The sequence below is a fragment of the Rhizobium sp. LCM 4573 genome (genome assembly GCF_001854865.1).
Classification (GTDB): domain Bacteria; phylum Pseudomonadota; class Alphaproteobacteria; order Rhizobiales; family Rhizobiaceae; genus Neorhizobium.
Window position 1 is genome coordinate 27,639 of sequence record NZ_MDDW01000028.1, and the last position, 24,379, is coordinate 52,017.

Annotated in this window: 29 protein-coding genes; 5 read left to right on the plus strand and 24 right to left on the minus strand. The window is 62.8% G+C overall.

Annotation, left to right across the window (positions count from 1 at the left end; genetic code table 11):
* Positions 1-215: 215 nt before the first annotated feature.
* From LCM4573_RS22045 to LCM4573_RS22075, 7 genes are all read right to left on the minus strand, one after another.
* Entirely contained in the window at positions 216-755 is a 540-nt protein-coding gene (locus LCM4573_RS22045; RefSeq protein ID WP_071008579.1) for a tyrosine phosphatase family protein, read from the minus strand.
* Positions 752-1,330 carry a YfbR-like 5'-deoxynucleotidase gene (locus tag LCM4573_RS22050; protein WP_116285706.1) on the minus strand — a complete coding sequence of 193 codons (579 nt, stop codon included), beginning with the start codon at positions 1,328-1,330 and terminating at the stop codon, positions 752-754. Before LCM4573_RS22050 ends, LCM4573_RS22045 begins: the two co-directional genes overlap by 4 nt.
* A gap of 32 nt (positions 1,331-1,362) precedes the next feature.
* Positions 1,363-2,202, minus strand: a complete 840-nt coding sequence (locus LCM4573_RS22055; protein ID WP_071008580.1) for a folate-binding protein YgfZ — start codon at positions 2,200-2,202, stop codon at positions 1,363-1,365.
* A gap of 73 nt (positions 2,203-2,275) precedes the next feature.
* Positions 2,276-3,046, minus strand: a complete 771-nt coding sequence (locus LCM4573_RS22060; RefSeq protein WP_071008581.1) for a hypothetical protein — start codon at positions 3,044-3,046, stop codon at positions 2,276-2,278.
* A 16-nt stretch (positions 3,047-3,062) separates the two neighbouring features.
* Positions 3,063-3,320 (minus strand): hypothetical protein, encoded by a 258-nt coding sequence (locus LCM4573_RS22065; protein ID WP_071008582.1) that lies wholly within the window; start codon positions 3,318-3,320, stop codon positions 3,063-3,065.
* A 106-nt stretch (positions 3,321-3,426) separates the two neighbouring features.
* Complete coding sequence (locus LCM4573_RS22070; RefSeq protein ID WP_071008583.1) at positions 3,427-3,846, minus strand: TIGR02301 family protein; 420 nt, start codon at positions 3,844-3,846, stop codon at positions 3,427-3,429.
* A gap of 36 nt (positions 3,847-3,882) precedes the next feature.
* Positions 3,883-4,299, minus strand: coding sequence for an NUDIX hydrolase (locus tag LCM4573_RS22075; RefSeq protein WP_071008584.1), 417 nt, complete (start codon positions 4,297-4,299; stop codon positions 3,883-3,885).
* 92 nt (positions 4,300-4,391) lie between these two features.
* Here LCM4573_RS22075 and LCM4573_RS22080 point away from each other — a divergent pair, with 92 nt between their 5' ends.
* From LCM4573_RS22080 to LCM4573_RS22090, 3 genes are read left to right on the plus strand one after another with little or no spacing between them, the layout of a single operon-like run.
* Positions 4,392-4,718, plus strand: a complete 327-nt coding sequence (locus LCM4573_RS22080) for a YnfA family protein (RefSeq protein ID WP_071008585.1) — start codon at positions 4,392-4,394, stop codon at positions 4,716-4,718.
* A 31-nt stretch (positions 4,719-4,749) separates the two neighbouring features.
* Positions 4,750-5,517 (plus strand): SOS response-associated peptidase, encoded by a 768-nt coding sequence (locus LCM4573_RS22085; RefSeq protein ID WP_071008586.1) that lies wholly within the window; start codon positions 4,750-4,752, stop codon positions 5,515-5,517.
* Positions 5,518-5,557: 40 nt separating this feature from the next.
* Entirely contained in the window at positions 5,558-6,175 is a 618-nt protein-coding gene (locus tag LCM4573_RS22090) for a LysE/ArgO family amino acid transporter (protein WP_198539779.1), read from the plus strand.
* Positions 6,176-6,179: 4 nt separating this feature from the next.
* On the opposite strand, the gene LCM4573_RS28365 is transcribed toward LCM4573_RS22090, so the two are convergent.
* The 6 genes from LCM4573_RS28365 to LCM4573_RS22110 all read right to left on the minus strand — a co-directional run bounded on the left by LCM4573_RS28365 (position 6,180) and on the right by LCM4573_RS22110 (position 12,231).
* Positions 6,180-6,320 (minus strand): hypothetical protein, encoded by a 141-nt coding sequence (locus LCM4573_RS28365; protein ID WP_170986289.1) that lies wholly within the window; start codon positions 6,318-6,320, stop codon positions 6,180-6,182.
* Between the two features lie 180 nt (positions 6,321-6,500).
* On the minus strand, positions 6,501-7,325 hold the full coding sequence (locus tag LCM4573_RS22095) for a phosphatidylcholine/phosphatidylserine synthase (protein ID WP_071008588.1): 825 nt from the start codon (positions 7,323-7,325) through the stop codon (positions 6,501-6,503).
* A gap of 12 nt (positions 7,326-7,337) precedes the next feature.
* Positions 7,338-8,036 (minus strand): phosphatidylserine decarboxylase, encoded by a 699-nt coding sequence (locus LCM4573_RS22100; protein ID WP_071009194.1) that lies wholly within the window; start codon positions 8,034-8,036, stop codon positions 7,338-7,340.
* 140 nt (positions 8,037-8,176) lie between these two features.
* Positions 8,177-8,326 (minus strand): hypothetical protein, encoded by a 150-nt coding sequence (locus LCM4573_RS28160; RefSeq protein WP_157895534.1) that lies wholly within the window; start codon positions 8,324-8,326, stop codon positions 8,177-8,179.
* 24 nt (positions 8,327-8,350) lie between these two features.
* On the minus strand, positions 8,351-10,240 hold the full coding sequence (locus LCM4573_RS22105) for an ABC transporter ATP-binding protein/permease (protein ID WP_071008589.1): 1,890 nt from the start codon (positions 10,238-10,240) through the stop codon (positions 8,351-8,353).
* Between the two features lie 191 nt (positions 10,241-10,431).
* On the minus strand, positions 10,432-12,231 hold the full coding sequence (locus LCM4573_RS22110; RefSeq protein ID WP_071008590.1) for an Ig-like domain-containing protein: 1,800 nt from the start codon (positions 12,229-12,231) through the stop codon (positions 10,432-10,434).
* A gap of 138 nt (positions 12,232-12,369) precedes the next feature.
* On the opposite strand from LCM4573_RS22110, the gene LCM4573_RS22115 reads away from it, so the two are divergent.
* Positions 12,370-13,002, plus strand: a complete 633-nt coding sequence (locus LCM4573_RS22115) for a TIGR00730 family Rossman fold protein (RefSeq protein ID WP_116285681.1) — start codon at positions 12,370-12,372, stop codon at positions 13,000-13,002.
* Positions 13,003-13,019: 17 nt separating this feature from the next.
* Here LCM4573_RS22115 and rarD read toward each other — a convergent pair whose 3' ends face one another.
* Positions 13,020-13,931, minus strand: a complete 912-nt coding sequence (gene rarD, locus LCM4573_RS22120; RefSeq protein WP_071008592.1) for an EamA family transporter RarD — start codon at positions 13,929-13,931, stop codon at positions 13,020-13,022.
* Positions 13,932-14,060: 129 nt separating this feature from the next.
* On the opposite strand from rarD, the gene LCM4573_RS22125 reads away from it, so the two are divergent.
* Positions 14,061-14,933, plus strand: a complete 873-nt coding sequence (locus tag LCM4573_RS22125) for a protein-L-isoaspartate O-methyltransferase (protein ID WP_071008593.1) — start codon at positions 14,061-14,063, stop codon at positions 14,931-14,933.
* A gap of 2 nt (positions 14,934-14,935) precedes the next feature.
* Here the strand turns inward: LCM4573_RS22125 and cimA are convergent, their stop codons facing one another.
* The 10 genes from cimA to LCM4573_RS22175 all read right to left on the minus strand — a co-directional run bounded on the left by cimA (position 14,936) and on the right by LCM4573_RS22175 (position 24,309).
* Positions 14,936-16,552 carry a citramalate synthase gene (gene cimA / locus LCM4573_RS22130; RefSeq protein WP_071008594.1) on the minus strand — a complete coding sequence of 539 codons (1,617 nt, stop codon included), beginning with the start codon at positions 16,550-16,552 and terminating at the stop codon, positions 14,936-14,938.
* Between the two features lie 161 nt (positions 16,553-16,713).
* On the minus strand, positions 16,714-17,676 hold the full coding sequence (gene pip / locus LCM4573_RS22135) for a prolyl aminopeptidase (RefSeq protein WP_071008595.1): 963 nt from the start codon (positions 17,674-17,676) through the stop codon (positions 16,714-16,716).
* Positions 17,673-18,146, minus strand: a complete 474-nt coding sequence (locus LCM4573_RS22140) for a GFA family protein (protein ID WP_071008596.1) — start codon at positions 18,144-18,146, stop codon at positions 17,673-17,675. The genes pip and LCM4573_RS22140 overlap by 4 nt, the downstream gene beginning before the upstream one ends.
* Positions 18,143-18,625 (minus strand): GFA family protein, encoded by a 483-nt coding sequence (locus LCM4573_RS22145; protein WP_071008597.1) that lies wholly within the window; start codon positions 18,623-18,625, stop codon positions 18,143-18,145. The genes LCM4573_RS22140 and LCM4573_RS22145 overlap by 4 nt, the downstream gene beginning before the upstream one ends.
* On the minus strand, positions 18,622-19,107 hold the full coding sequence (locus tag LCM4573_RS22150; protein WP_071008598.1) for a GFA family protein: 486 nt from the start codon (positions 19,105-19,107) through the stop codon (positions 18,622-18,624). The genes LCM4573_RS22145 and LCM4573_RS22150 overlap by 4 nt, the downstream gene beginning before the upstream one ends.
* Positions 19,104-19,502 carry a VOC family protein gene (locus LCM4573_RS22155; protein ID WP_071008599.1) on the minus strand — a complete coding sequence of 133 codons (399 nt, stop codon included), beginning with the start codon at positions 19,500-19,502 and terminating at the stop codon, positions 19,104-19,106. Before LCM4573_RS22155 ends, LCM4573_RS22150 begins: the two co-directional genes overlap by 4 nt.
* Before the next feature lie 31 nt (positions 19,503-19,533).
* Positions 19,534-20,919 (minus strand): cysteine--tRNA ligase, encoded by a 1,386-nt coding sequence (cysS, locus tag LCM4573_RS22160; RefSeq protein ID WP_071008600.1) that lies wholly within the window; start codon positions 20,917-20,919, stop codon positions 19,534-19,536.
* A 326-nt stretch (positions 20,920-21,245) separates the two neighbouring features.
* Positions 21,246-21,986 (minus strand): SDR family NAD(P)-dependent oxidoreductase, encoded by a 741-nt coding sequence (locus LCM4573_RS22165; protein ID WP_071008601.1) that lies wholly within the window; start codon positions 21,984-21,986, stop codon positions 21,246-21,248.
* Between the two features lie 93 nt (positions 21,987-22,079).
* Positions 22,080-23,582, minus strand: coding sequence for an amidophosphoribosyltransferase (gene purF, locus LCM4573_RS22170; protein WP_071008602.1), 1,503 nt, complete (start codon positions 23,580-23,582; stop codon positions 22,080-22,082).
* Positions 23,583-23,712: 130 nt separating this feature from the next.
* The gene (locus tag LCM4573_RS22175; RefSeq protein WP_071008603.1) at positions 23,713-24,309 is read right to left on the minus strand and encodes a CvpA family protein; all 597 of its coding nucleotides are present in this window, start codon (positions 24,307-24,309) and stop codon (positions 23,713-23,715) included.
* Positions 24,310-24,379 lie beyond the last annotated feature (70 nt).

The window sequence follows — 24,379 nt, forward strand, 5'->3', positions numbered from 1 at the left end:
TTGTCCCTCGTAGACAGCCCGGCCCGCCGCTTCCTCTCCGTCAGGTAATGAGGTTCCGGCTCTGCCGCATTCGCTAGCGCGGGAGGTCCGCCTCCGCCGAGACATCACGAACTCAACCTGAGGATAGGGAACCTGAGGCTCCGGTTGTATCCTTGGCTGGTAAGTGGAGCAGGAGAGAAAGAGGTCAAGCGGCGCTTGGCGGAAAATGGTGCGGCTTAATCAGCTATGGCGAAGTTCGGCCGGAAGAGCGGCAGGCTGAAGGAGGCCCGGCCGTCGGTCTCCGCGCCGCGGCCGATTCCCCTGATCGCCGTCACGAGCCGTCCGCGGCGGCCGAGAATGCCGTCTCCGATCTCGATGATGCGCGGGTTCGGCGTGGCATGCGGCGCGACGGAGCGGAGGCGGGCGGCCAGGGCAAAATCGTCCTCTTCTGGATGTAGCGCAAGCGCCGCGATGACGGCCGCGGCGGGCGAGCGGGAAACGCCCATCCAGCAATGGATGATGATCGGCGTGCTCTGGTTCCACCCCCGCACGAAGCGGATGAGTTCCAGCACATGAGCCTCGCTCGGCGCTATCAGGTTTCCGGTTCCCGCAAAACCGATATCGTTCATCGCAAGCTTCAGGTGCCGGTCCGCGGAAATTACCCCCGGCCTGTGGAAATCCTGGCGTTCTGCGATGAGGCTGACCATGTCGCGCGCGCCATGCCGGACGGCCATTTCTGCAATGCTTGCAAGCGGGCAGACGATGATGGCGCTCATGACGCCGCCTTGGCGCTGCGCTCGGCTTCAAGCTCGGCAAAGCGCTCGACAAATCGCCGCTGCGCCTCGAGCACCGGCATCGGCTCGATCGGCAGCATTTCGCGGGTGACGCCGCGGGGCTGACCGAAGAACTTACGAGCTTCCTCGACCGAAAAGCCGGCAAGCTCGGTCGCCTCGTAGAAGGCGGCCATGGCATCCGCTTTCTTGATGAGCGCCTTCAACTCCCGCGTCGGATGCGCCGGCAGGCCGAAGCGAAGATGGATCGCCGCTTCCAGGCGCTGTTCCACCGCCTTGTAGCCGCCGCCGACAACGGCCTTGAACGGCGAGATCATATCGCCGATCACATATTCCGGCGCGTCGTGCAGAAGGGTCATCAGCAGCGCCTCGGTGCCTTCGTCATTGCAGCGACGAAAGATCTCCTCCACCACCAGGCAATGCTGCGCGACCGAAAAGGCGTGGTCGCCGCGCGTCTGGCCGTTCCAGCGCGCGACACGGGCAAGCCCATGGGCGATATCGGAGATTTCCACGTCGAGCGGGGAGGGGTCTAGCAGGTCGAGCCTTCGGCCCGAGAGCATGCGTTGCCAGGCACGCGCCTTGCCGGAAATGCTCACTGCTCGGCCTCTTGCGCCTCGGTGGGAAAGGCAAGGCCGCTCCAGGCGGGAAGCGAAAGCTCCACGGGCACATCGCCGGCAAGGACCGGCAGGCCGCGCGCAAGCGCATCTCCCACCCTATCGATGCGTACGATCGAGAGGCCCCGATCGCCGGCGACCGATCCGAGTACGCCGATGGGCTTGCCTCCGGCGGTGATTTCGCTGCCGGAGGGTGGGAGTGCCGCTTCTCCGCCTACCAGCGCCACCCGCCGCCGCGCCGTGCCGCGATGCTGCATGCGGGAGACGACTTCCTGCCCGACATAGCAACCCTTGCGGAAGGAAAGTCCGTCGGTCAGGTCCAGAAGCACGTCATGGGGAAACGCATCCTGCAGCGCGAAATCGGCTCCGGAAACGGCAATGCCGGCCTCGATCCGCAGGGCGTCGTAGGCGTCTTCCAGCCCTTCGGCATGCCTGCCCGGCGCGCGCGTCAGACGGATGCCCACCTTGCCGAACCGGGCATCGACAGTACCGTCAGCCGCGTCCTCGCCCCAGCTCACGGTGACACCTTCCTCCGCGCCGGCGGAAAGCTCGACGGCTGCCCTGAGCTTGTACATGGTCAGGCGGCGCAGGAGCCCGTCGCGTTGCTCAAGGTTGGTCTCGATCAGGAAACCTTCGCCTTCGCGCCAGATCAGGAAGTCGAACATGATCTTGCCCTGCGGGGTCAGCAAGGCTCCGGGCCGGGCTTCGCCGGCGGGCAGAGAAACCACATCGGTCGTGATCAGGTTCTGGAGGAAATCCTCCGCATCCTTGCCGGAAAGGCGGATGAGGCTTCGCTCGGGAAGATAGGCTGTGGGCATGGCATCGATTCCGGTTCACTTGGGAAACAAGTAAGCCTTCGCGGAACCCCCGACAAGGTTTCCGCTGCCTGCCTCAATCGCCGCCGGAAAAGAATTTCCACTGGCCGTCCGGCGTGATGCCGACACGGTAGAAATTGTAGTTGCCGGTTTCCTCCATGTTCATGAGGTCACCGGCGGTCACGATCCGCAACAGCTCCACCCGCTCGGGAGGCGTGAGGGAAGAAAGCGTCTTGCCGGCGAAGTAGGGCCAGACATAGGCCTCTTCCGGTGTCCCGGCGTCGAGGTGTACCGCGCCGGTCGAAAGGAGGTCGATGAGGATCGCCAGGATTTCCTGACCCTCCGCGTCACCCGAATAGCTCTTGAGCGCCTCGACCGGATCGTCACCCTCGCCGTTCAGCTGCGTTTGATTCGGCCCCGGATTCATGAGCGACCGCATTTTTTCGATGTCGCCCGAAGCGGCCGCTTCGATCATGAGTTCGCGCATCCGGCGCACCGGCTCGGGCAGGGCCGAAAAATCGCGGATGATTTCGACGGGAGCAGCGGTCTCGTCCGTCTGTTCGGCGGCGGGTTCGCTGCTCTCTGCCGGCTGCTCCACCGGCTCGGCCTGGGCGCGGGACCGGTTGACCAGCGGATCGGGCATCGGAATCCCCGGATTGTCGGTCTCCGCAGACGCATCGCCGGTCTGATCGCTGGCATTCGATTCGCCGGGATCTGATTCGACTGTCGGCTGCAGCTCCGAAAGCGCGAATGCGGGCGAGCTTGCGGCGAGAAGAACGACCACAGCCGTCGCGCCGAAAAGCCTCGTGAAAAGAGGGGAGGAATGCGTGTCCGCCGCGTTCCGCATGGGAAACCTCGGCCGTTTACTGAATCGTGCGCTCAGGAGAAAATTCGCCTGCCAACATGCGGGTCTTGAGTGCCTCGAGCATGGCTTCCGCTCCCATTTCACCGTGGATGCGAATGGTTTCGCGCATGGCGAATGCGATTGCGGCGTCGGCAATGATTTCCGGCTCGATGCCGTCGGCCATGCCGCCGGCCCAGGCTTCCGTCTGATATTCCAAGGCAGCCTGCATCTTCTCGTGCACAATCATGTCATCGATGTCGTTGCGGCTTGTCTGCATTCGTCTATCCTTCGGTGGCCCGTCAGTTACTTACTGCCCCGTTAACAACTCTACCAGCCTTTTATCAAAACGACACGGTCTGCCGAAAAAAGAGGTAAATAATCCGCTAATTTCCGAAGCGTGCGGCGATTTCTGCAGCCAGTGTTGCGCCTTCGTTACGGTATCTTTCCTCAGCCGTACGCGCGGCCGGAGTACAGGAAGTGTGAATGGCGGCGAAAGTGCGATAGCCGCGATTGAAGGCTGCGGTCAGCTTTTCCCTGCGTTTAGGCTCGCTTGCGGTGTCGGAATCCAGCAATTTCTGCATGAATTGACGCCAGTCCGAAGCCGGCGAGCCGCACAGCGTGCGCAGATAGTGCACCGAGCCCAGGATTTCGGCAAGCCGCGAGAGCTGGTCGTCATAGGGGGCGGGCTTTTCTCCTGCCGGGGGAGGCGATTCGCCGTTGCCGGCCGATTGGGCCAAGAGGGGAGACGCCGAAAGCGCGAGGGTGAGAAGCAGGCTGGTCGGAAATTTCGGCAATCGAATCATGAAACGTCTCTGGCCGCGAAACGAGGGCGGTGACTTTTATCCTGCATCGCGCATGGCCGCCAGCATCTCGGCGCATTCGAGCACGCTCGGCGGCACCGGCAGCGTCCGGATCTCCTCGATCGAATACCATCCCGAATCGGCCGCGTCATCGGCGGCGATGGCGTCCGTGCCCGCATCCGCCTCGACCCGGAAGACGGAGAGGAAGAAGTGGCGGTCATCGTCCTTATCGCCGTTGAGGTCGTAGGTCGCAAAAAGCACCGGATTGCGCGCCTCGATCCCGGTTTCCTCGAAGAATTCCCTGAGTGCCGTCTCTTCAGGCGTTTCACCGGGCTCCGCCCTGCCACCGGGAAAGGCGTAGAGGTCCGCCGAAGGCGGGTTCATGCGTCGGATCAGCAGAAACCTGCCGTCGCGTTCGAGAATGGCGGATGAGGCTGCTTGGGGTGAAGGGGACATTATATTCCGGGTATTGTCACGGTTTGCCCGTCTAGGTTACGACGCAAAGACACCCGCGAAAAGCAAAACCTGAATCGCGAGTCGGAGGTAGTGTGAAGACCTACGCCCTTTATGCCTTTGCCGCCCTTGCCGAAATCGCTGGCTGCTTCGCCTTCTGGGCGTGGCTTCGGCTGGAAAAGCCCATTTGGTGGCTGCTGCCGGGAATGTTTTCGCTGGCGCTCTTTGCCTGGGCGCTGGCGCTGGTGCCCGCCGAGGCGGCAGGCAGGGCGTATGCGGCCTATGGCGGCATTTACATACTGGCTTCGCTTCTCTGGCTTTGGAGCGTGGAGGGTCGCCTGCCTGACCGCTGGGATGTTGCTGGCGCTGCGCTCTGCCTGTTCGGCGCAACCGTCATTCTATTCGGGCCGCGCAGCGCTTGACCCTGTCGGGCGCGGGTGCGATGAAAGCCGCATGTGCGGACGCTTTGCCCTGACAGCTACTCCCAAGGAATTTTCCGAATTCTTCGGCCTGCTGGGTTCGGAGGATTTTCCGGCCCGCTACAATATCGCGCCGACCCAGCCGATCCTCATAGTGATCGCCAGTGACAGGCGGGAGCCGGGCAGCAACCTTCCCGAACGGAAAGCATTGCTGGCGCGCTGGGGCTTTCTTCCCGGCTGGGTAAAGGACCCGAAGGATTTTCCGCTGCTCATCAACGCCCGCGCCGAAACGGCCGTCGGCAAGGCATCCTTTCGGGCGGCCATGCGCCACCGGCGCATCCTGGTTCCGGCTTCCGGCTTTTATGAATGGCGAAGGCCGCCGAAGGAGAGCGGCGTAAAACCTCAGGCCTATTGGGTGCGCCCGAGGCGCGGCGGTGTGATCGCGTTTGCCGGGCTGATGGAGACCTGGTCTTCCGCAGACGGTTCGGAAGTGGATACGGCGACGATCATGACGACGGCTGCCAATTCTTCCATACGGCATATCCATGAGCGGATGCCGATCGTCATCCAGCCGGAGGATTTTTCCCGCTGGCTCGAATGCAAGATCCAGGAGCCGCGCGATGTCGCCGACCTGATGCGGCCGGCCGAGGAGGATTTCTTCGAGGCCTTGCCGGTTTCCGACCTTGTCAACAAGGTTTCGAACCTGGGGCCCGAGCTGCAGAAGCCGATAGCGGCGGCACTCCCGGAGGAAGAACCTCCCAAGCAGCCGAAATCGGACGACAGCCAGATGTCGCTCTTCTGATCCTCCCGGTTTCCTCGCAACGGACAATTCTCCCATGCCACTGCTCTCCGCCGGCCTTTCCGGCTTCGCTCTYGGGGCGTCCCTCATCATCGCCATCGGTGCGCAGAATGCCTTCATCCTGCGCCAGGGGCTCATTCGCAGCCATGTCTTCGTTCTGTGCCTGATCTGCGCGCTTTCCGATGCGCTGCTCATCGCCGCGGGTGTTGCCGGTCTCGGCACCCTAGTCTCACGGTCGCCGATGCTGATTGCGGTGGTGACGCTCGGCGGTGCCGTGTTCCTCGCAAGCTATGCCGTCATGGCGTTTCGCCGCGCGCTCAAGCCGGCTGCCATGGTTTCGGGCGCACCGGAAAGCATGGGACGGAAGGCTGCGGTGCTGACCTGCCTCGCCTTCACGTTCCTCAACCCGCACGTCTATCTGGACACGGTGGTGCTGCTCGGCAGCCTTTCGGCCGCGTTCGAGGGGGCAGAGCGGTTCGCCTACGGGATAGGGGCGGCGATCTCTTCGTTCGTCTGGTTCTTCGGCCTGGGATATGGGGCGCGATTTCTCGCGCCGCTCTTTGCAAAGCCCGCTGCATGGCGGGTCTTGGATGTCATCATCGGCCTGGTGATGACATTGCTCGCGCTGAGCCTGCTCGTCAGCTTCCTGCGCGGCGAATAGTCCGTCAGCGAGCCGGGTTCAGCTTCGGCTTGCGGTTCAGCATCAGCGCGGCCGCCACCACGGCCTTGAGGCCGAGCGGACGGTAAGGTGTGCTCTGCTCGGGCTTGGCCGGTTCGTTGGCTGCTGCTGGCTTGTCTGTGCTCATGGTTCTCCTCACACACGCGAATCTGTTGTTGCGTTTATCGCAATCGCGCCTCTCCGCATAAAACAGGGCGGAATCGTGACCGACAAGACGGCCCGCATGGGCCGCCTGCCGCACACTTCATCTTGATGGAGAATAGTTGCGGGAAAGTTGCATTTTTCCCGCCAAGAGCCTTTCAGCGCGTCAGACGTTGGCGCTCTCGTCCTCGATCGTCAGCGTGCCGTAGCGGCGCTTCCAGGCGCGCGCGCTGAACGGCAGCATGATGAGATAGGCGACGACCGTGACCACCAGCACTTCCCATGTGTAGCTCATCAGGAGCGCCACATAGAGCACCATGACGAGCAGGATGGGGAGCATCAGGTCGCGGCGGATTTTGCTGGTTTCGGCCTTGCCGGACCAGACGGGGAGGCGGCTTACCAGAAGATAGCCGATCAGTACGGTATAGGCGGCGCTGCCATAGACGAAAACCGGCGTGGGTTCGACTCCGAGAAAGCCGAGGTAGACCGGCAGGAGCACCAGCATGGCTCCCATGGGCGCGGGGACACCGACGAAGAATTCCGCCTGCCAGGCGRCTTTCTGTTCGCGCTCCGCCATGACGTTGAACCGGGCAAGCCGCAGGCCGGCGGCGATCGCATAGATCAGCGCGGCGATCCAGCCGAGGGAACGGGCGCCGTCGAGCAGGAAGGCATAGGAGACCAGCACCGGCGCCACACCGAAATTGATGATGTCGGCGAGCGAGTCCATCTGCACGCCGAAATTCGACGTTGCCTTTAGGAGCCGCGCCACCCGGCCATCGATGCCGTCGAGAAAGGCGGCGAGCAGGACCATGCCCACCGCCAGTTCGAACCGCCCCTCGAAGGCGAGCCGTATGCCGGTGAGGCCCGCGCAGATGGCGAGCACCGTGATGAGGTTGGGCACGACCAGCCGAAGCGGAATTTCCCTCAGCCTCGGGCCGCGGCCCTCATCGCCGGAACGGTTCGGTTCGGGAGGAGAAACGGGCGTTTCCATGCTGCGCTTCCCTTAGCTTCGGCGGCTGATGACGGGCCCCTTGGCCGAGCCGAACTCGGCAAGCACGGTTTCGCCGCCGATGGCCATCTGTCCCACCGTAACCCGTGGCTGGGCGCCTTCCGGTACGAAGACGTCGAGCCGCGAGCCGAAGCGGATGAGGCCGAAGCGTTCGCCGGCGTCGACCGGTTCGCCGGGCTTCACCCAGCAGACGATGCGCCGCGCGACGAGGCCGGCGATCTGCACGACGCCGATCTTGCCGTGCCGGGTCTCGATCACGAGGCCGTTGCGCTCGTTGTCCTCGCTCGCCTTGTCGAGTTCGGCATTGATGAATTGGCCGGCGCGGTATTCGATCTGCGTCACCTGTCCGCGCACAGGAGCACGGTTGATGTGGCAGTCGAACACGTTCATGAACACGGAGATACGCAGCATCGGCTCGGAGCCGAGGCCGAGTTCCGCCGGCGGCACGACCGACGCGACATGGGAGATGCGGCCATCGGCCGGGCTCAGCACGAGATCGTCATCCTGCGGCACCGCCCGTTCCGGATCACGGAAGAAATAGGCGCACCACAGCGTCAGCACCAGGCCGATCCAGAACAGCGGCTCGGCGATCCAGCCGAGGATCAGCGAAGCCAGGAAGAAGGCCGCGACGAAGACATAGCCTTCCTTGTGGACGGGAACGAGCGTGTTGCGAATGGTGTCGAAGAGGTTGATCAACCGGCGTCTCCTGCTTTGTCAGTGCCAACTGACTACAAGGAAACCGCCTGGGCGGCAATGCGGTTCCCGCACTCGACCACAGGTGGAGCTTGATGCCAGTCGCGGCAAAGCGCCGCCACGCGATGCCATGATTGGTCCTACGGCTGCGGCTCCACCCAGCCGAGCCAGGTGGTCAGTGCGARCAGCGGCGAACCATAGAGTGTCCATACGGTGAGATAGGCGGCCACCAGGCCGCCGGCGAGCAGCGCCCGTTTCCAGGAATATTTCGTTGATCTTTTGATACTCATTCTTCCACCTTGTCTTGAGCTGGCTCACTCCGCCGCCGGCTGGCCGCGCGCGATGATGCCGAGATCGTCGCTCTCGCGCACCTGGCGCAGATGTTCTTCCGCCTGGATCGCCTCGCGCTGGCGGTTCCACATGGAGGCGTAGAGGCCCTTGGAGGCAAGCAGCGAGGCATGGTTGCCGCGTTCGGCGATCCGTCCATCGCGCAAAACGATGATCTCGTCGGCATGGATGACCGTCGACAGCCGGTGTGCGATAACCAGTGTCGTCCGGTTCTTTGAAACCGTATCGAGCGCGGACTGGATCTCGTGCTCGGTCGTGGTGTCAAGCGCCGATGTCGCCTCGTCGAGGATCAGGATCGGCGGCGCCTTGAGGATGGTGCGGGCGATCGCCACGCGCTGCTTTTCTCCGCCGGAGAGCTTCAGGCCGCGTTCCCCGACCGTGGTCTTGAAACCCTGCGGGAGACGCCGGATGAAGTTGCTTATCTGCGCCACCTCGGCCGCGGCCTCCACGTCCTCGTCGCTGGCGGAAGGGCGTCCGTAGCGGATGTTGTAGGCGATGGTGTCGTTGAAGAGCACCGTATCCTGCGGCACCATTCCGATGCCGGCCCGGAGCGACTTCTGCGTGACCTCGCGCACGTCCTGGCCGTCGATGGTGATCGCGCCCTTCTGCACGTCGTAGAAACGATAGAGCAGGCGCGAGATCGTCGACTTGCCGGCCCCCGAGGGACCGACGATCGCAACGGTCTTGCCGGCCGGCACTTCGAACGAAATACCTTTAAGGATCGGCCGGTCGGGATCATAGGCGAAATGCACGTCCTTGAAGGYGATAGAGCCTTGATGGATATCGAGTGGCCGCGCATCCGGCCGGTCCTCCACTTCCGCCTCCATTTCCAGGAGATCGAACATCTGCTCGATATCGGTCAATCCCTGGCGGATTTCGCGATAGACGAAGCCGATGAAGTTGAGCGGCACGGAAAGCTGCAAAAGCAGCGCATTGACGAAGACGAAATCGCCAATGGTCTGCTCGCCGCGCTGAACGGCAAGTGCCGACATCACCATCATCACCGCCGTGCCGAGACCGAAGATCAGCCCTTGGCCGAAGTTGAGCCAGCCGAGCGAGGTCCAGACCTCGGTCGCCGATTTCTCGTAGCGCGCCATGGAGGCATCGAAGCGCTTCGCCTCCATCTCTTCGTTCCCGAAATACTTGACGGTCTCGTAGTTGAGGAGGGAATCGATCGCCTTCGTGTTGGCGTCGGTGTCGCTGTCGTTCATCGCCCGGCGGATCGAGATGCGCCAGTCGCTGGCCCGCACCGTGAACCAGACATAGGCCCAGACGGTAACGGCCGTGACGAGGACATAGGTGAAGCCGTAGCTCGCCCAGAAGATGATCGCCGTCAGCAGGAATTCGATGAGCGTCGGCACCGAATTGAGGATGGTGAAGCGGACGATGGTCTCGATGCCCTTGGTGCCGCGCTCGATTACGCGCGAAAGGCCGCCGGTCTTGCGTTCCAGATGAAAGCGCAGCGAAAGCCGGTGGATATGCACGAATGTCCTGTAGGCGAGCTGGCGCACCGCATACTGGCCGACGGAGGCGAAGAGCGCGTCGCGAAGTTGGTTGAGGCCGACCTGGAGGATGCGGGTGAGATTGTAGGCGATGACGAGCACGGTCGCGCCGAGCAGGAAGGCGGGCAGGATGCCCGCCATGTCGAGCCGTCCGTTCAGCGCATCTGTCGCCCATTTGAAGAAATAGGGCACCGCGAGCAGCACGAACTTGGCGAGAAACAGGTAGAAGGTCGCCCAGACCACCCGCGCCTTGAGATCGGGCCGGTCTGCCGGCCACATATAGGGCCACAGGTTCACGAGTGTTCCCAGCGGATTGCTGGAATCCGCCGAGACGGTCTTTTTCCGGTCTGCCATGGTACTCTCCGCGCCGGCGGGCAAAAAAGCTCAAAAAAGCTCCCCGGCACATAAGACGGAGAAGCGAAGCTTGCAATGATACTATTGTGAAAGTTCGAAGCCGGATGCCGGAAGGGAAGCCGTCAGATAAAAAGGGCAGCGGTGAGCTGCCCTTTCGACTTCTACTGGCTCCGGCTCATTCGCCGGCTGCATCACCCCTTCTGCAGGCGCTTGCGATGCACTTCTTCTGCATCAGGCAGCGCTTCGTTCGGAACTTCGAAAGTCTGCCCTGGCTGGATGATGTCCGGATTGGCGATCTTGTCCTGGTTGGCGAGATAGATCGTCGTATAGCGGACGCCCTGGCCGTAGATGCGGCGGGAAATCTGCCACAACGTATCGCCGCGCCGGATGATGACCGAATTCTGCTCGCTCGGCGTGAGCGGCGCCTGTGCGATCGTCGGCGTTCCGGAGGCGCTCTCGGCTCCTGCCGGTGCAGCCAGCGGAGCAGGGGTCATGGCCGCCGGTTGGGCCGCTGCGGTTTCGCTCTCCTCCAATCCCTTGGCGATCACCGGGCCGATGGCCTGGGCGATCATGTCGCCAATGCCCGCGAGACCCGTGCCCACCGCCTTGATGTCCTTCGGCAGCGTATCGAGCGCGGCAAGCGCCTTGCTCGCTTCAACGGCGGTCTTTTCGGCGATCGCCTTCACCGAAGGGATCGCTTCGGCCGGCACGCGATACTCGGAAAGCGATTTCAAAGCGATGCCGGTAGCGGAGCGCGCAGCGGCGAGTTCTTCCATGGAAGGTTCGCGTCCGCCTGCATAAAGCCCGCGCAGAATGTCGAAGGCGCGCGCCACGTCGTTGCGCAGCTTGTCGAAAGCACCGCCGTCGATGGGCGACAGCTCCTGCGCGGAACGCGGTCCGGCAACGGCCGCGATCTGTTCTCCGGACGGCCGGTTGAAGGGAACCTCGACGCGCAGCTGCACCTGGCCGTTCGGCCCTACGGTTTCGACGCTGATAGTGTGGTCGCCGATCGTGAGGTCGGCGGTTCCCTCGATCACGAAATGACCGTTTCCGTCGGCGGTGGTCTTGCCGATCGGCTTGCCATCGGCTTCCCCGCGCAGGGAGGCGTTCGGCTTGGCGAGGCCGGCAACGAAGATCTTGCTTCCCTCGATTTCGACGGCGGTGACCTTGAGTGCCGGCGCCGGCTCGGGAGCCACGGCGCCCGGTGCGGCCGGAATGGCGGGCGCGGAGGCGACGAGACCGGAAGCTGCTTCCGGCAATGCCGGAGTGGAGCCCGTCGCGGGAGAGGGGCTTGCGGTTGTCGTTTCCGCGGCCGGAGCGGTGATTGCCCCGGTTGCGGGTTGGCCGGCTGGAGCCTCGGTGCCGGGAACGGCGATGAGACGACTTGCTTTGCCGGGCTTTGTCACCAGGGCGAGCAGTTTCCCGGCGCGGTCCTGGGGAATTGAAACAGTTGCGGTTTCCTCGGACGTGACGCTGCGGCCGTCCCGGCCGGTCGCCTTCAGCACCAGCTCGTGCTCGCCCGGCGGAAGCGGAGTGTCGAGCACCGCGGCGAAATCGCCGCTGGGGCCGACTTCGACCTTGGCGATCACCGTCTTGCCGTCCGAGATTTCGAGTTTGGAACCCGGCTCCGCGCTGCCGGCGATCACCGTAGACCCGTTCGGCTCCACGCGCAGCACGTCGAAGGAAGGCGTAACCGGGGAGGCAGGCTGCTGTTGCTGGGCGGATTGTTGCGTGGCGGCGGGCTGGTTCGCCGCGGTTTGGCCGGACGCGGGCTTTGCCGCCTTTTCGGCAACTGCCGGGGGCTCGACGAGCTCCCTCTCTGCCGCCCCGCCCTCGGTCACCRCTTCCTTGATAGCCGTGCCGGCGGCATTGATCGCCTCGCCGACAGGTTTCGCCTCATTGGAAATCCGCGGCAGAACGAAGAACACCATCAGCAAGGTTGCTGCGGCAAGTACAGACAGAGCGAGCCAGCCGGCACGGTTATTCATCATCAATGTCTCTCCAGGCGGCGTAAGTCGCCATTATCCGGATAGTCTTTTCGGTCTGCGTTCACAAGCTTTTCACACTATAAACCCTTGCTCTTGCCGGACTTTCCGGTCACTTTTGTCGTTTGGGCGTAATCTCGCCTGATCTTCTTGTATTTCACGGAGAAAATTGTGCCGATTCGATCCATTTGCGTTTACTGCGGCTCTCAGCCGGGACGCGATCCAGCTTATATTGCCGCCGGACGCGCTCTCGGGAAATCCATTGCCACCCACGGCCTGCGCCTTGTTTATGGCGGCGGCACCAAGGGCATCATGGGCGCGGTCGCTTCCGGCGTTCTGTCGAACGGCGGCCAGGTCACCGGCATCATTCCCGAGTTTCTTGTCGATATGGAGGCCACGCGGCACTCTCTGGGGCAGCTCGACGAGCTGATCGTGACGGAAGACATGCACGCCCGCAAGCATACGATGTTTCAGAAGGCCGATGCCTTCGTCACCCTGCCGGGGGGCATAGGCACTCTGGAGGAGATCGTCGAGATCATGACCTGGGCGCAGCTCGGCCGCCACGAGAAGCCGATGGTCTTCGCCAATATCGGCGGCTTCTGGGATCCGATGCTGGACCTCATCCAGCACATGCGCGAGCAGGGCTTCATCCACCGCGCCCACCTGGTCCAGCCGATGGTGATCGGCGAGGTGGAGGATATCGTTCCCGCCATCCTCGAATTCAGCAATGGCGGACGGCCCGCCGCGGGCGAGGAGGCGGTGATCTCCAGGCTATGATATGGCAGCGGGCGCGTTCAGCGCCCGCGTGCGTTACGGATCATCGGCCAGGAATAGACGAGCAGCGCCGTCCAGATCAGCGCGAAGGCGATGAGCTTTGTCGTGCTGAGCTCCTCATGGAACACGAAGACGGCGATCAGGAAGATCATCGTCGGCGCGATGTACTGCATGAGGCCGATGGTGGAGAGCCTGAGCAGCTTGGCGCCGTTGGCATACATGATCAGCGGAACCGCCGTGACCACGCCGCTGGCGATCAAGAGCAGGCTGTCGGAACCGCTCGTGCCGATGAGATGACCTTGGTCGCTGCCCTCGAGATAGAGAATGTAGAAGAGGCAGGGCAAGCAGAGGATCGCCACCTCGAGGAAAAAGCCCTGATTGGGGCCGACCGGCAGCGTCTTGCGGAAGAAGGCGTAGAATCCCCAGCTTACCATCAGCACCAGCGCCACCCAGGGAAGGCCCCCGGCCTCGAAGGTGAGGATCGCAACGGCGACGACCACCAGCGCGATCGCGGCGAGCTGCATCGGCGAGAGCTTCTCCTTCAGGAGCACGGCTGCCAGAAAGATGCTGAAGAGGGGATTGATGAAGTAGCCGAGCGCCGTATCGAGCGCGTGCCCGGCGCTGATCGCCCAGATATAGGTGAGCCAGTTCACGGTAATGAGCGCTGCGGTGAGCCCCGCCATCATCAGCGTGCGGGGAGAGCGGATCGCCGCCTTGATGTCGGCGGTGCGGCCGAGCACGAGCAGCACCAGACCGGCGACCGGCACCGACCAGATCACGCGATGTGCCAGCACTTCCATCGCCGGTATATGCCCCACCGCCTTCATGTAGATCGGCAGGAAGCCCCAGAGGAGGTAGGCTGTCAGCGCAAAGCCGAAGCCGCGCGCGGAATCCTCGTTCTTTGCCGCGTCGGGCATGGTATCGGTAGCCATGGGATGTTTCCGAGATATGTTCTGGTTATGGTCCTGCTTTAAAGGAATAGGACACATGGAACCAATTCATTTCGGTGAAGCATTGATTGCGTAGCGTTCATCCATCACGCGCGAGCGAGGAGGAAAGGAATGGATTTCGAGGAGCAGCCGATCCATCGCCGAATTTACGCCAGGCAGATTTTGGCCAAGGCTGGCGTTACGGGAAATGCAAGGCTCATGAACGCTTTTTCGAGGGTGCCGCGGGAGGCATTCGTCGGTCCGCCGCCTTGGATATTCAACGATTTCCGGAAGTACCGCGAGATGGCGTCGACCGACCCGGTCGTTCTCTATCAGGACCTCCTGATCGGTCTCGATACCGACAGGGGCGTTAACAATGGAATGCCCTCGCTGCATGCCTCGGCACTTCACGCGCTTAAAATTCGCGAGGGCGAGACCGCCGTCCATCTCGGCGCCGGCACCGGCTATTACACGGCCATCCTCGCGGAACTCGTGGGCGCATCCGGGAAGGTCCTCGCGGTGGAGTTCGACCCGGCGCTTGCCGACCGCGCCCGTGCAAACCTCAAAGGCTATTCGAACGTGGAGATCGCCGCCGGCGATGCGAAGGAATGGCCGAAATCGGATGCCGATATAATCTATGTCAACTTTGCCCTCGATCATCCGCCGGCAGCCTGGATCGACAATCTGGAGATCGGCGGCAGGCTCCTGTTCCCGCTCGGAATTCCGGGCGTCGAGAACGGCAGGCCGACTGGTTTCACGCGCGCGGGAGCCTTTCTGCTGATCGACCGCATGGCTCGTTCGTTCGGCGCGCGCTTCCTGCAGCCGGTCAGTTTCGTCTGGGCGGAAGGGCTGGGTTCGCCGCCGCCCGCTCGTCATGAGGGACTGGCGGATGYCTTCCGCAGCCGCCGGGCCTATCAGGTCCGCAGCTTTCGCTGGCGGAAACCGCGCGGGGAGGGCGAGTGGTACGGCGAGGAGGATTGGGGCCTTTCGTTCGAGGAGCCCTGACCTCACTCGGCAGCGATCTTGCCCGCCAGTTCGCGGTTCTTCATCAGCTTGTAGATGACGGAATCCATCAGCGCCTGGAAGGAGGCGTCAATGATGTTTTCCGAAACACCGACCGTCCACCAGCGCACCCCGCTCGAGTCGGTCGACTCGATCAGAACGCGGGTGATGGCTTCCGTCCCGCCGTTCAGGATGCGCACCTTGAAGTCGGCGAGCACCAGGTCGTCTATCTCGTGCTGGTACTTGCCGAAATCCTTGCGCAGCGCCAGGTCGAGCGCGTTGACCGGGCCGTCGCCTTCGGCGACCGACATCAGCGTCTGGCCGTCGATCGCGATCTTCACGACCGCTTCCGAGACGATCTTGATGCGCCCGTGGGAATCGAAGCGGCGCTCCACCATCACGCGGAAACCTTCCACAGAGAAGAATTCCGGGATGGTGCCGAGCGTGCGGCGTGCGAGCAGCTCGAAGCTCGCGTCCGCGCCTTCATAGGCGTAGCCGGATGCCTCGCGTTCCTTGACGATGGAGATGAGCTGATCCAGCTTCGGGTCATCCTTAGCGACCTCGATGCCGCGGCGCTTCAGCGCATTGATGAAGTTCGACTTGCCGCCCTGGTCTGAGACCATGACCTTGCGGAAATTGCCCACGCTTTCCGGCGTCACATGCTCGTAGGTGCGCGGGTCCTTCAGCAGAGCCGAGGCATGGATGCCGGCCTTGGTGGCGAAGGCGGAGGCCCCGACATAAGGCGCCTGATGGTTCGGCGAACGGTTGAGCAGTTCGTCGAAAGCATGGCTCAGCGTCGTCAGGCCGGTCAGCCGGTCCGGGTCTATGGCCGTCTCGAAGCGGCTGGAATAGACGTCTTTCAAGGCAAGCGTGGCGATCAGCGTCACAAGGTTGGCATTGCCGCAGCGTTCGCCGATGCCGTTCAGTGTGCCCTGGATCTGCCGACAGCCCGCCTCGATTGCCGCGAGCGAGTTGGCGACCGCCTGGCCGGTATCGTCGTGGGCATGGATGCCGAGCGCAGTTCCCGGAATGCCCGATCCGATGACGGCGGCGACGATCTCGCGCACCTCGTTCGGCTGCGTGCCGCCATTGGTGTCGCAGAGCACGACCCAGCGGGCGCCGRCATCGTGAGCGGTCTTGGCGCAGGCAAGAGCGTATTCGGGGTTCGCCTTGTAGCCGTCGAAGAAATGCTCGCAATCGACCAGCGCTTCCTTGCCGGCGCTGCGGGCGGCTTGAACGCTGTCGCGGATGGCTTCGAGGTTCTCCTCGTTGGTGCAGCCGAGCGCGACGCGCACATGGTAGTCCCAGCTTTTCGCCACGAAACAGACGGCATCGCTCTTGGCTTGCAGCAGCACCGCAAGCCCCGGATCGTTGGAGGCGGAAATGCCGGCGCGCTTTGTCATGCCGAAAGCGACGAACTTGGATTTCTCCGTGCGCTTCTGCGAGAAGAAGGTGGTATCCGTCGGGTTGGCGCCCGGATACCCGCCCTCGACATAGTCTATGCCGAAATCGTCGAGCAGGTTGGAGATGGCGATCTTGTCCTCGACGGAGAAATCCACGCCGGGGGTCTGCTGCCCGTCGCGCAGCGTCGTGTCGAAGAGATAGATGCGTTCGCGTGTCATCCGTTTTTTCCTCCGGCGTGCCCCTCATCCGGCTGCCGCCACCTTCTCCCCGCAGGCGGGGAGAAGGGATATGCCTCTGGTCTATCCTCCCCATTGGACGTTGCTCAACGCACGTCCCCTCTCCCCGCGGGCGGGGAGAGGGTTAGGGTGAGGGGCAAATGTTACGCCGTTTTCCCCGCAAACTTGTCCGTCGCGCGGATCAGCCGGTCGGTGATACCGGGCTCCGAGACGGCGTGGCCTGAACCCTCAATGATGTGGAAATCCGCATCTGTCCAGACTTTCGAAAGCTGCCAGGCATATTTCAGCGGGCAGGGCATGTCGTAGCGCCCATGCACGATCGTGCCGGGAATTCCCTTGAGCTTCACCGCGTCGCGCAGCAACTGCCCTTCCTCCAGCCAGCCGGCATTGACGAAGAAGTGGTTCTCTATACGGGCAAACGCGATCGCATAATGGTCTTCCCCGAAGCCGGCAGTGAGTTGAGGGTCCGGCAGCAGGGTGATGGTCGAGCCTTCCCAGGTGCTCCAGGCCTTGGCGCAGCGCAGCGCTTCCGCCTCGTCCGGGCCGTTGAGGCGCCGGTGGTAAGCGTGCATCATCTCGTGCCGCTCGTCTTCCGGAATGGGAGCGATAAACGCCTCCCACTTGTCCGGAAACATTTCCGAGACGCCGAACTGATAGTACCAGTCGAGTTCCGCCTTGGTCAGCGTATAGATGCCGCGCACGACGAGTTCGCTCACCCGTTCCGGGTGCTTTTCGGCATAGGCGAGCGCCAGCGTCGAGCCCCAGGAGCCGCCGAAGACCAGCCATTTCTCGACGCCGACCATCTCGCGCAGCCGCTCGATATCGGCGACGAGATGCCAGGTCGTGTTAGCCTCCGTGCTGGCATAGGGCTTAGATTTGCCGCAGCCGCGCTGGTCGAAGAGGATGACGTCGTAGAGCGCGGGATCGAAGAGCCGCCGCTGGTTGGGATTGATGCCGCCGGCGGGACCGCCATGAAGGAAGACCGCAGGCTTGGCGCCGGGCGTGCCCACCCTTTCCCAATAGATCGAGTGACCGTCTCCGACATCGAGATGGCCGGTCTCGTAGGGCTCGATTTCCGGATAGAGGGTGCGAAGCAGCTCTGTCACAGGTGAAGTCCTTTCGTCGGCCAGTTTTCGGTGTCGTGGTCGGGATGCTGGAAGGAGATGATCTGCTCTTGCTTGGCATCCTCGATGGCGTCGCGGATAGGCTGCTCGAAGATCGTCGTGACCCACGGAATATGCGAGTCGTAGTTCACCTGGATCTTCGGTGCGAGGTCGTCGCGCTCGTCGAATGCGCCGATCGCGAGCTCGAGCCCGCCCGGATATCGGTAGGTCAGCGGCGTGCCGCAGTTCTCGCAGAAGCCACGATCGATATTGACGGAGGACTGGAAATATTTCGGCTCGCCGCGGGTCCATTCCACGCCGTCCTTCGGCGCGCTGACGAGCGGCCCGAAGAAGCCGCCGAAGGCCTTCTGGCACATGCGGCAATGGCAGATGGAAGCGCGCCCGAGTTCGCCATGAATGCGGAAGCGCACGGCGCCGCATTGGCAGCCGCCTGTTCTGAGCTTTTCGGTCATCGCAAATTCTCCGGTGGCCAGGTTTCGGTATCGTGGTCGGGATGCTGGTAGGAAACGATATCCGCCAGGAAAGAGGCAGAGTGGATATCATCCATCGTGTGCCGCTCGGGCAGTTCATGCAGGCGATCGACGAAAGCAAGCTTGCCCTCCACGCCGTATTGCACGACCGGCGGCAGCGAGCCCGGATCGTCGAAACTGCCGGCCGAGATCGCGATGCCGTCCGCGGCTTCGTAACTCATCGGCGTACCGCAGCTTTCGCAGAAGCCACGCAGCACATGGTTCGAGGACTGGAAATGTTTGAGCTTGCCGCGCGTCCAGGCAAGTTCCGCCCCGCCGATATCGATCAGCGGCGCGTAATAGGCACCGAAAGCCTTTTGGCACATGCGGCAATGGCAGATCGATGAGTCCCTCGGCTCGCCCGTGAGCCGAAAGCGGATCGCCCCGCACTGGCAGCCGCCGGTTCGGATCGTTTCGGTCATGGCTGCTCCTCCCGCGGCCAGATGTCCGTATCGTGGTCCGGATGCTGACGGCTGCTTGCCGCGACCTTTCTCTCCTCCTCCTGCGTCATGTCCATGGCCGTCTCGTGCGTGAGCGTGTCAAGCTCGCCGAACCACGGCATCTTATGGCGAAGATTGGTCTGCAGCTTCGGTTTCACGCTTTCCGGCTGGTCCAGCGAGCCGAGCATGATGCTGATATGATCGCTGCCGCCGGCGTAAAAGAGCGGCGTTCCGCATTGCGCGCAAAAGCCGCGCAATACCGTTTCCGAGGATTGGAACCAGGCAGGTTCGCCGCGCGTGACGGAAAAGTTCTCGTATTTCACGCCGCCAAGCGGCATGAAATAGTTGCCGGCAGCCTTCTGGCACATGCGGCAATGGCAGAGATGCGGAAATCCGATCTCGCCTTCCGCCCGGTAGCGAACCGCTCCGCACTGGCATCCGCCGGTGTGAACCGCTGTGCTCATTCCTCGCTTCCTTCCGGCGCGTGGCAGACGGCTTCGATATTGTTGCCGTCGAGATCGAAGACGAAGGCGCCATAATAGTCCGGATGATAGTGTGGGCGCAGGCCCGGAGGACCGTTGTCGCGTCCGCCGGCAGCGATGGCGGCTTCATAAAAGGCGTCGACCTCGGCACGATTGCGGGCGGTGAAGGCGACATGCTGGGAATGTCCGGCCGGCGGCGCACCTTCGTGCAGCCAATAGACCGGCCGTTCACGACCGTAACCACCCACCTTCACGCCATTCGTGTATTCGGCGGGGACCATGTAGAGCAGCGAGGCGCCCAGCGGAGCGAAGGCCGCATCGTAAAATGCCCTGGCCCGGTCGAAATCCGCGACCGTGATGCCCATATGGTCTATCATCGCTCTTCCTCCTCTTGATTGCCAACTGGCCCTACCGCTTCACCTCCCAGGTCGTGAGGCGTTCGCCGGTTGCAGGGTCCTTGCCGTCCTTGAGCTGAATACCTTCGGCATTGAGAGTATCGCGGATCTTGTCGGCTTCGGCGAAGTTCTTCGCCTTCAGGAGTTCGAGCCGCGCCTTCACGCGGGCATCGATTTCGGCGGCGACCGCCTCATCGATTTCCATCAGCTTCGGCAGCACGCCGAGCAGGTCGGCGCTCGCCGCGAAAACGGGCAGCAAGGTCCGGTCGGCATGGGCTTCCTGGGCAAGCGAATGCAACGCCTGGATAGCCGCGACAGTGTTGAGATCGTCCGCCAGAGCGGCGAGAACCGTGTCGCATGGCGCGGCATCGCCGGCCTCGGCGGCCGGCCATTTGGAAAGCAGGCGCTCGGCTTCCTCCAGGCGCTTCACCGAAAAGTCGATCGGTTCGCGGTAATGCGTCATCAGCATGGCGAGCCTCAGCACCTCTCCCGGCCAGGCCCGCCCACCGAATTTCTCGGTGTGCAGCAGGTCGTAGATGGTGACGAAATTGCCTTCCGACTTCGACATCTTGCGGCCTTCGACCTGCACGAAGCCGTTGTGCATCCACACATTCGCCATCACATCGGTGCCGTGGGCGCAGCGCGACTGGGCGATCTCGTTCTCATGATGCGGGAAGATGAGGTCCAGCCCGCCGCCATGGATATCGAAGACCTCGCCCAGATAGCGCCCGCTCATGGCCGAGCATTCGATATGCCAACCGGGCCGACCGCGGCCCCAGGGGCTTTCCCAGCCGGGTTCGTTGTCGCTCGAAAGCTTCCACAGCACGAAATCGCCGGGGTTCTTCTTGTGGGCATCGACGGCGATACGGGCGCCGGCCTGTTGCTCGTCCAGCGGGCGCTTGGAGAGCTGGCCGTAATCGCTCATGGATTTCGTGTCGAACAGCACCTCGCCGCCGGCCACATAGGCATGACCTCTCGCAATCAGCTTCTCGATGATCTCGATCATCTGCGGAATATTGTCGGTCGCGCGGGGCTCGACATGAGGCTCGAGGCAGCCGAGCGCCTTCACATCCTCATGGAACTGCGTCTCGGTTCGCTCGGTGACGGCGCGGATCGCCTCATTGAGGGGCAGACCGGGATGATCGCGAAGCGCGCGTGCATTGATCTTGTCGTCCACGTCGGTGATGTTGCGTGCATAAGTAATGTGATCCGCGCCATAGACGTGCCGCAGCAGCCGGAAGAGAACGTCGAACACGATGACCGGGCGGGCATTGCCGATATGGGCGTAGTCATAGACCGTCGGGCCGCAGACATACATGCGCACGTTCTGCGGGTCGATCGGCCGGAACTCGGCCTCCTTGCGGGTCAGCGTGTTGTAGAGCTTGAGCGCAGCGCTCATCAAGAAATCTCCCAAAGCAAGCCACCGTTGAGGGGGATGCCGAAAAGTGTATGCGGTTTTCGGACGACACACCGCTCTCATTATCAACTAGGAGCCGAATGCTTTCGCGTCCACGAACACGAAAGCGTCCGGCACTGGCCGGGGCGTTTGTCTTCAAGGCTTTTCGAGAGACGAAAACGGCCGGGCCAGCGGATGCGCTAGCGAATAATGATCCCGCAAATGGAAATCGCCGTTTTCATGAGCGAGGTTATGGCGCGGGCCAGGGATTTGGTCAAGATGCTGTCGCGCAATCCATTCCATCGAATGCCTTTGCTGTGGGTGAAAAATCACTCCGGCACGCGGTAGTCGACGAACTTTTTCTCCCGCGCGATGAAGAGCTTGCCGGTTTCGGTGAGTTCGGGAGAGGCGAGCGGCAGGATGGCGGCCGCCACTTCCGAAGGATGCGGCAACGTGTTGGGGTCTTCGCCGGGTATCGCCTGAGCGCGCATGGCCGTGCGGGTCGCGCCGGGATCGATGCTGTTGACCCGTAATGCCGTGCGTTGCTGCTCGGCCGCCCAGGTACGGGCAAGCGCTTCCACGGCGGCCTTGGAGGCGGAGTAGGGACCCCAGAAGGGCCGGCATTTGTGCGCGGCGCCCGAGGAAAGGATGAGCGCGCGCCCGGCATCGGATTTGAGAAGCAGCGGCTCCACCGAGCGGATCAGCCGCCATGTGGCGGTGACGTTGGTGAGCATCACCTTCTCGAAAACCTTGGCTTCCACATGACCGATAGGGGAGATGACACCGAGAATGCCGGCATTGGCGACAAGGATGTCGAGCTTGCCCCAGCGCTCGAAGATCGAGGCGCCCAGCCGGTCGATCGCGGTCATGTCGGTGAGGTCGAACGGAACAAGCGTGGCCGAACCGCCTTCCGCCTTGATCGCGTCGTCCAGCTCTTCGAGGCCTCCCACGGTGCGGGCGCAGGCGATCACATGCGCGCCGGCCTTGGCGAGCGCGAGTGCCGTGAAATAGCCGATGCCGCGCGACGCCCCGGTCACCAGCGCGATCCTGTCCTTCAGATTGATGTCCATCTGCTCACCTCACCGTCTCGCGGCCAAAAAGAAGGCTGCGTTGCCGCAGCCTTCTAGAATGTTTGGCGTGGATTGCAAACCGCTCCGTTTGCCTCAGCCGTTGCTGGCCAGAACCGAAACCTTGCGGCCCATGGTCTCCCCGTCCTTGTCGAGGAGACGGGTCGGGTAGTCGCCGGTGAAGTAATGGTCGGTGAACTGTGGGCGAGCGTCGTTACGATCCTCGCCGCCGACGGCACGGTAAAGTCCGTTGATCGAGAGGAAAGCCAGCGAATCCGCGCCGATATATTTGCACATGGCTTCGAGGTTGTCATACTGGTTGGCGATGAGCTTTTCGCGGTCCGGCGTGTCAATCCCGTAGAAGTCGGGGTAGTAGATCATCGGGCTCGCGACGCGGAAATGCACTTCCTTTGCGCCGGCATCGCGGATCATCTGCACGATCTTCAGCGAGGTCGTGCCGCGCACGATGGAGTCGTCCACCAGCACGACCCGCTTGCCCTCGATCATCGCGCGGTTGGCGGAGTGCTTGAGCTTTACGCCGAAGGCACGGATCTGCTGCGTCGGCTCGATGAAGGTGCGGCCCACATAATGGTTGCGGATGATGCCGTACTCGAACGGGATGCCGCTTTCCTGGGCATAGCCGAGGGCTGCCGGCGTGCCCCCATCCGGAACCGGCACGACGACATCGGCTTCGACCGGCGCTTCCTTGGCGAGATTGATGCCCATGTTCTTGCGGGCCACATAGACGCTGCGGCCGCCGACGACGGAATCGGGGCGGGCGAAATAGACGTATTCGAAGAGGCACAGCCGCTCGGGCTGGGAATTGCCGGCCTTGCGGGCATCGATGCTGATGGAGCCGTCGGCCTGGATCTCGCAGATGATGACTTCGCCGTTCTCCACATCCCGGATATACTTCGCACCGATGATATCGAGCGCGCAGGTTTCGGAAGCGAAGATCGGCTTGCCGTCGAGCTCACCCATGACGAGAGGCCGGATGCCGGTGGGATCGCGAGCGGCAATCAGCTTGGTGCGGGTGATCGCGAGCATGGAGTAGCCGCCTTCCATCTGCCGGATGGCATCGATGAAACGGTCGGCCGTCGAGGTGTAGCGCGAGCGGGCGATCAGATGCAGCACCACTTCCGTGTCGGAGGTGGACTGACAGATGGCGCCTCCGGCAATCAACTGCCGGCGCAGCGTCAGCCCGTTGGTGAAATTGCCGTTATGGGCGATCGCGATGCCACCGACCTCCAGTTCGGCAAACAGCGGCTGCACGTTGCGCAGCGCCACTTCGCCGGTCGTGGAGTAGCGGTTGTGGCCCATCGCGATATTGCCGGGCAGGCGGGCAAGCGTGGCCGGATCGGTATAATGATCTCCGACGAGACCCATCCGCCGTTCGGAATGGAAGCGCAGCCCGTCGAAGGAGACGATGCCGGCTGCTTCCTGGCCGCGATGCTGGAGGGCGTGAAGGCCGAGCGCCGTCAGCGTGGCGGCATCCGGATGGCCGAGAATGCCGAAAACGCCGCATTCTTCGCGCAGCGTATCACCATCCCATTCGTGGAGGTTGTTGTCTGCGAACGTCTCAGAAACCGGCTGATTCATCTTGGCCGTGCCCTTTCGGAAAAATGGAAAAGCCGGCCGGGAAGATGTTCCCGAAACCAGCCCGTTTCACTTTACTGCGAATGATACCACAAATGGTGACGTTTCGCGCTGCATCAAGCGCAACAAAGCGTCAATTATTTGTCGGATTTGTTGCCGGCGCGTCATCGGCCGGTGCTTGCTCCTGCTCAGGCGCGCCCTCGACCGGGGCCTCTTCGCGGCCGAGAATGCGCGCGCGGATCTGAGGCTCGAGATCTTCCGGCAGCACCGCCTCGAGACGGGCAACCAGCGCGTCGAGGAATGGCTTCGACTTGGCTTGAGTCACCCATTCCGGCTGCGAGCGGGCGTCCACCAGCCAGTTCCAGAACGCGACCGCTACCACCAGCAGCAGGATGCCGCGCGCCGCGCCGAACAGGAAGCCGAGCGTGCGGTCCAGCGCGCCGATGCGGCTGTCGATGATGAAATCGGCGATCCGCGACGTGATGAAGGTGATGATGATCAGCGCGATGAGGAAGATGACGCCGGCGGAGCCGGCGATCGCGATGCGGTTGTCCGCCGTGTAATTCTGGGCATAAGGAACCAGCAGCGGGTAGAGATAGTAGGCCGCCGCGATCGAGCCGATCCAGCTCGCGATCGACAGCACTTCTCGCGAGAAACCGCGCACCATGGCGAGTACGGCGGAAAACAGCGTTACGCCGATGACGATACCGTCAAAAATCGTGATGGGCATATAGGCTCTACTCCAAGGACCTGTCGGTTTTCGGCACCGCTTGCCGGCGACCCTCTTACATCAGGGGAAC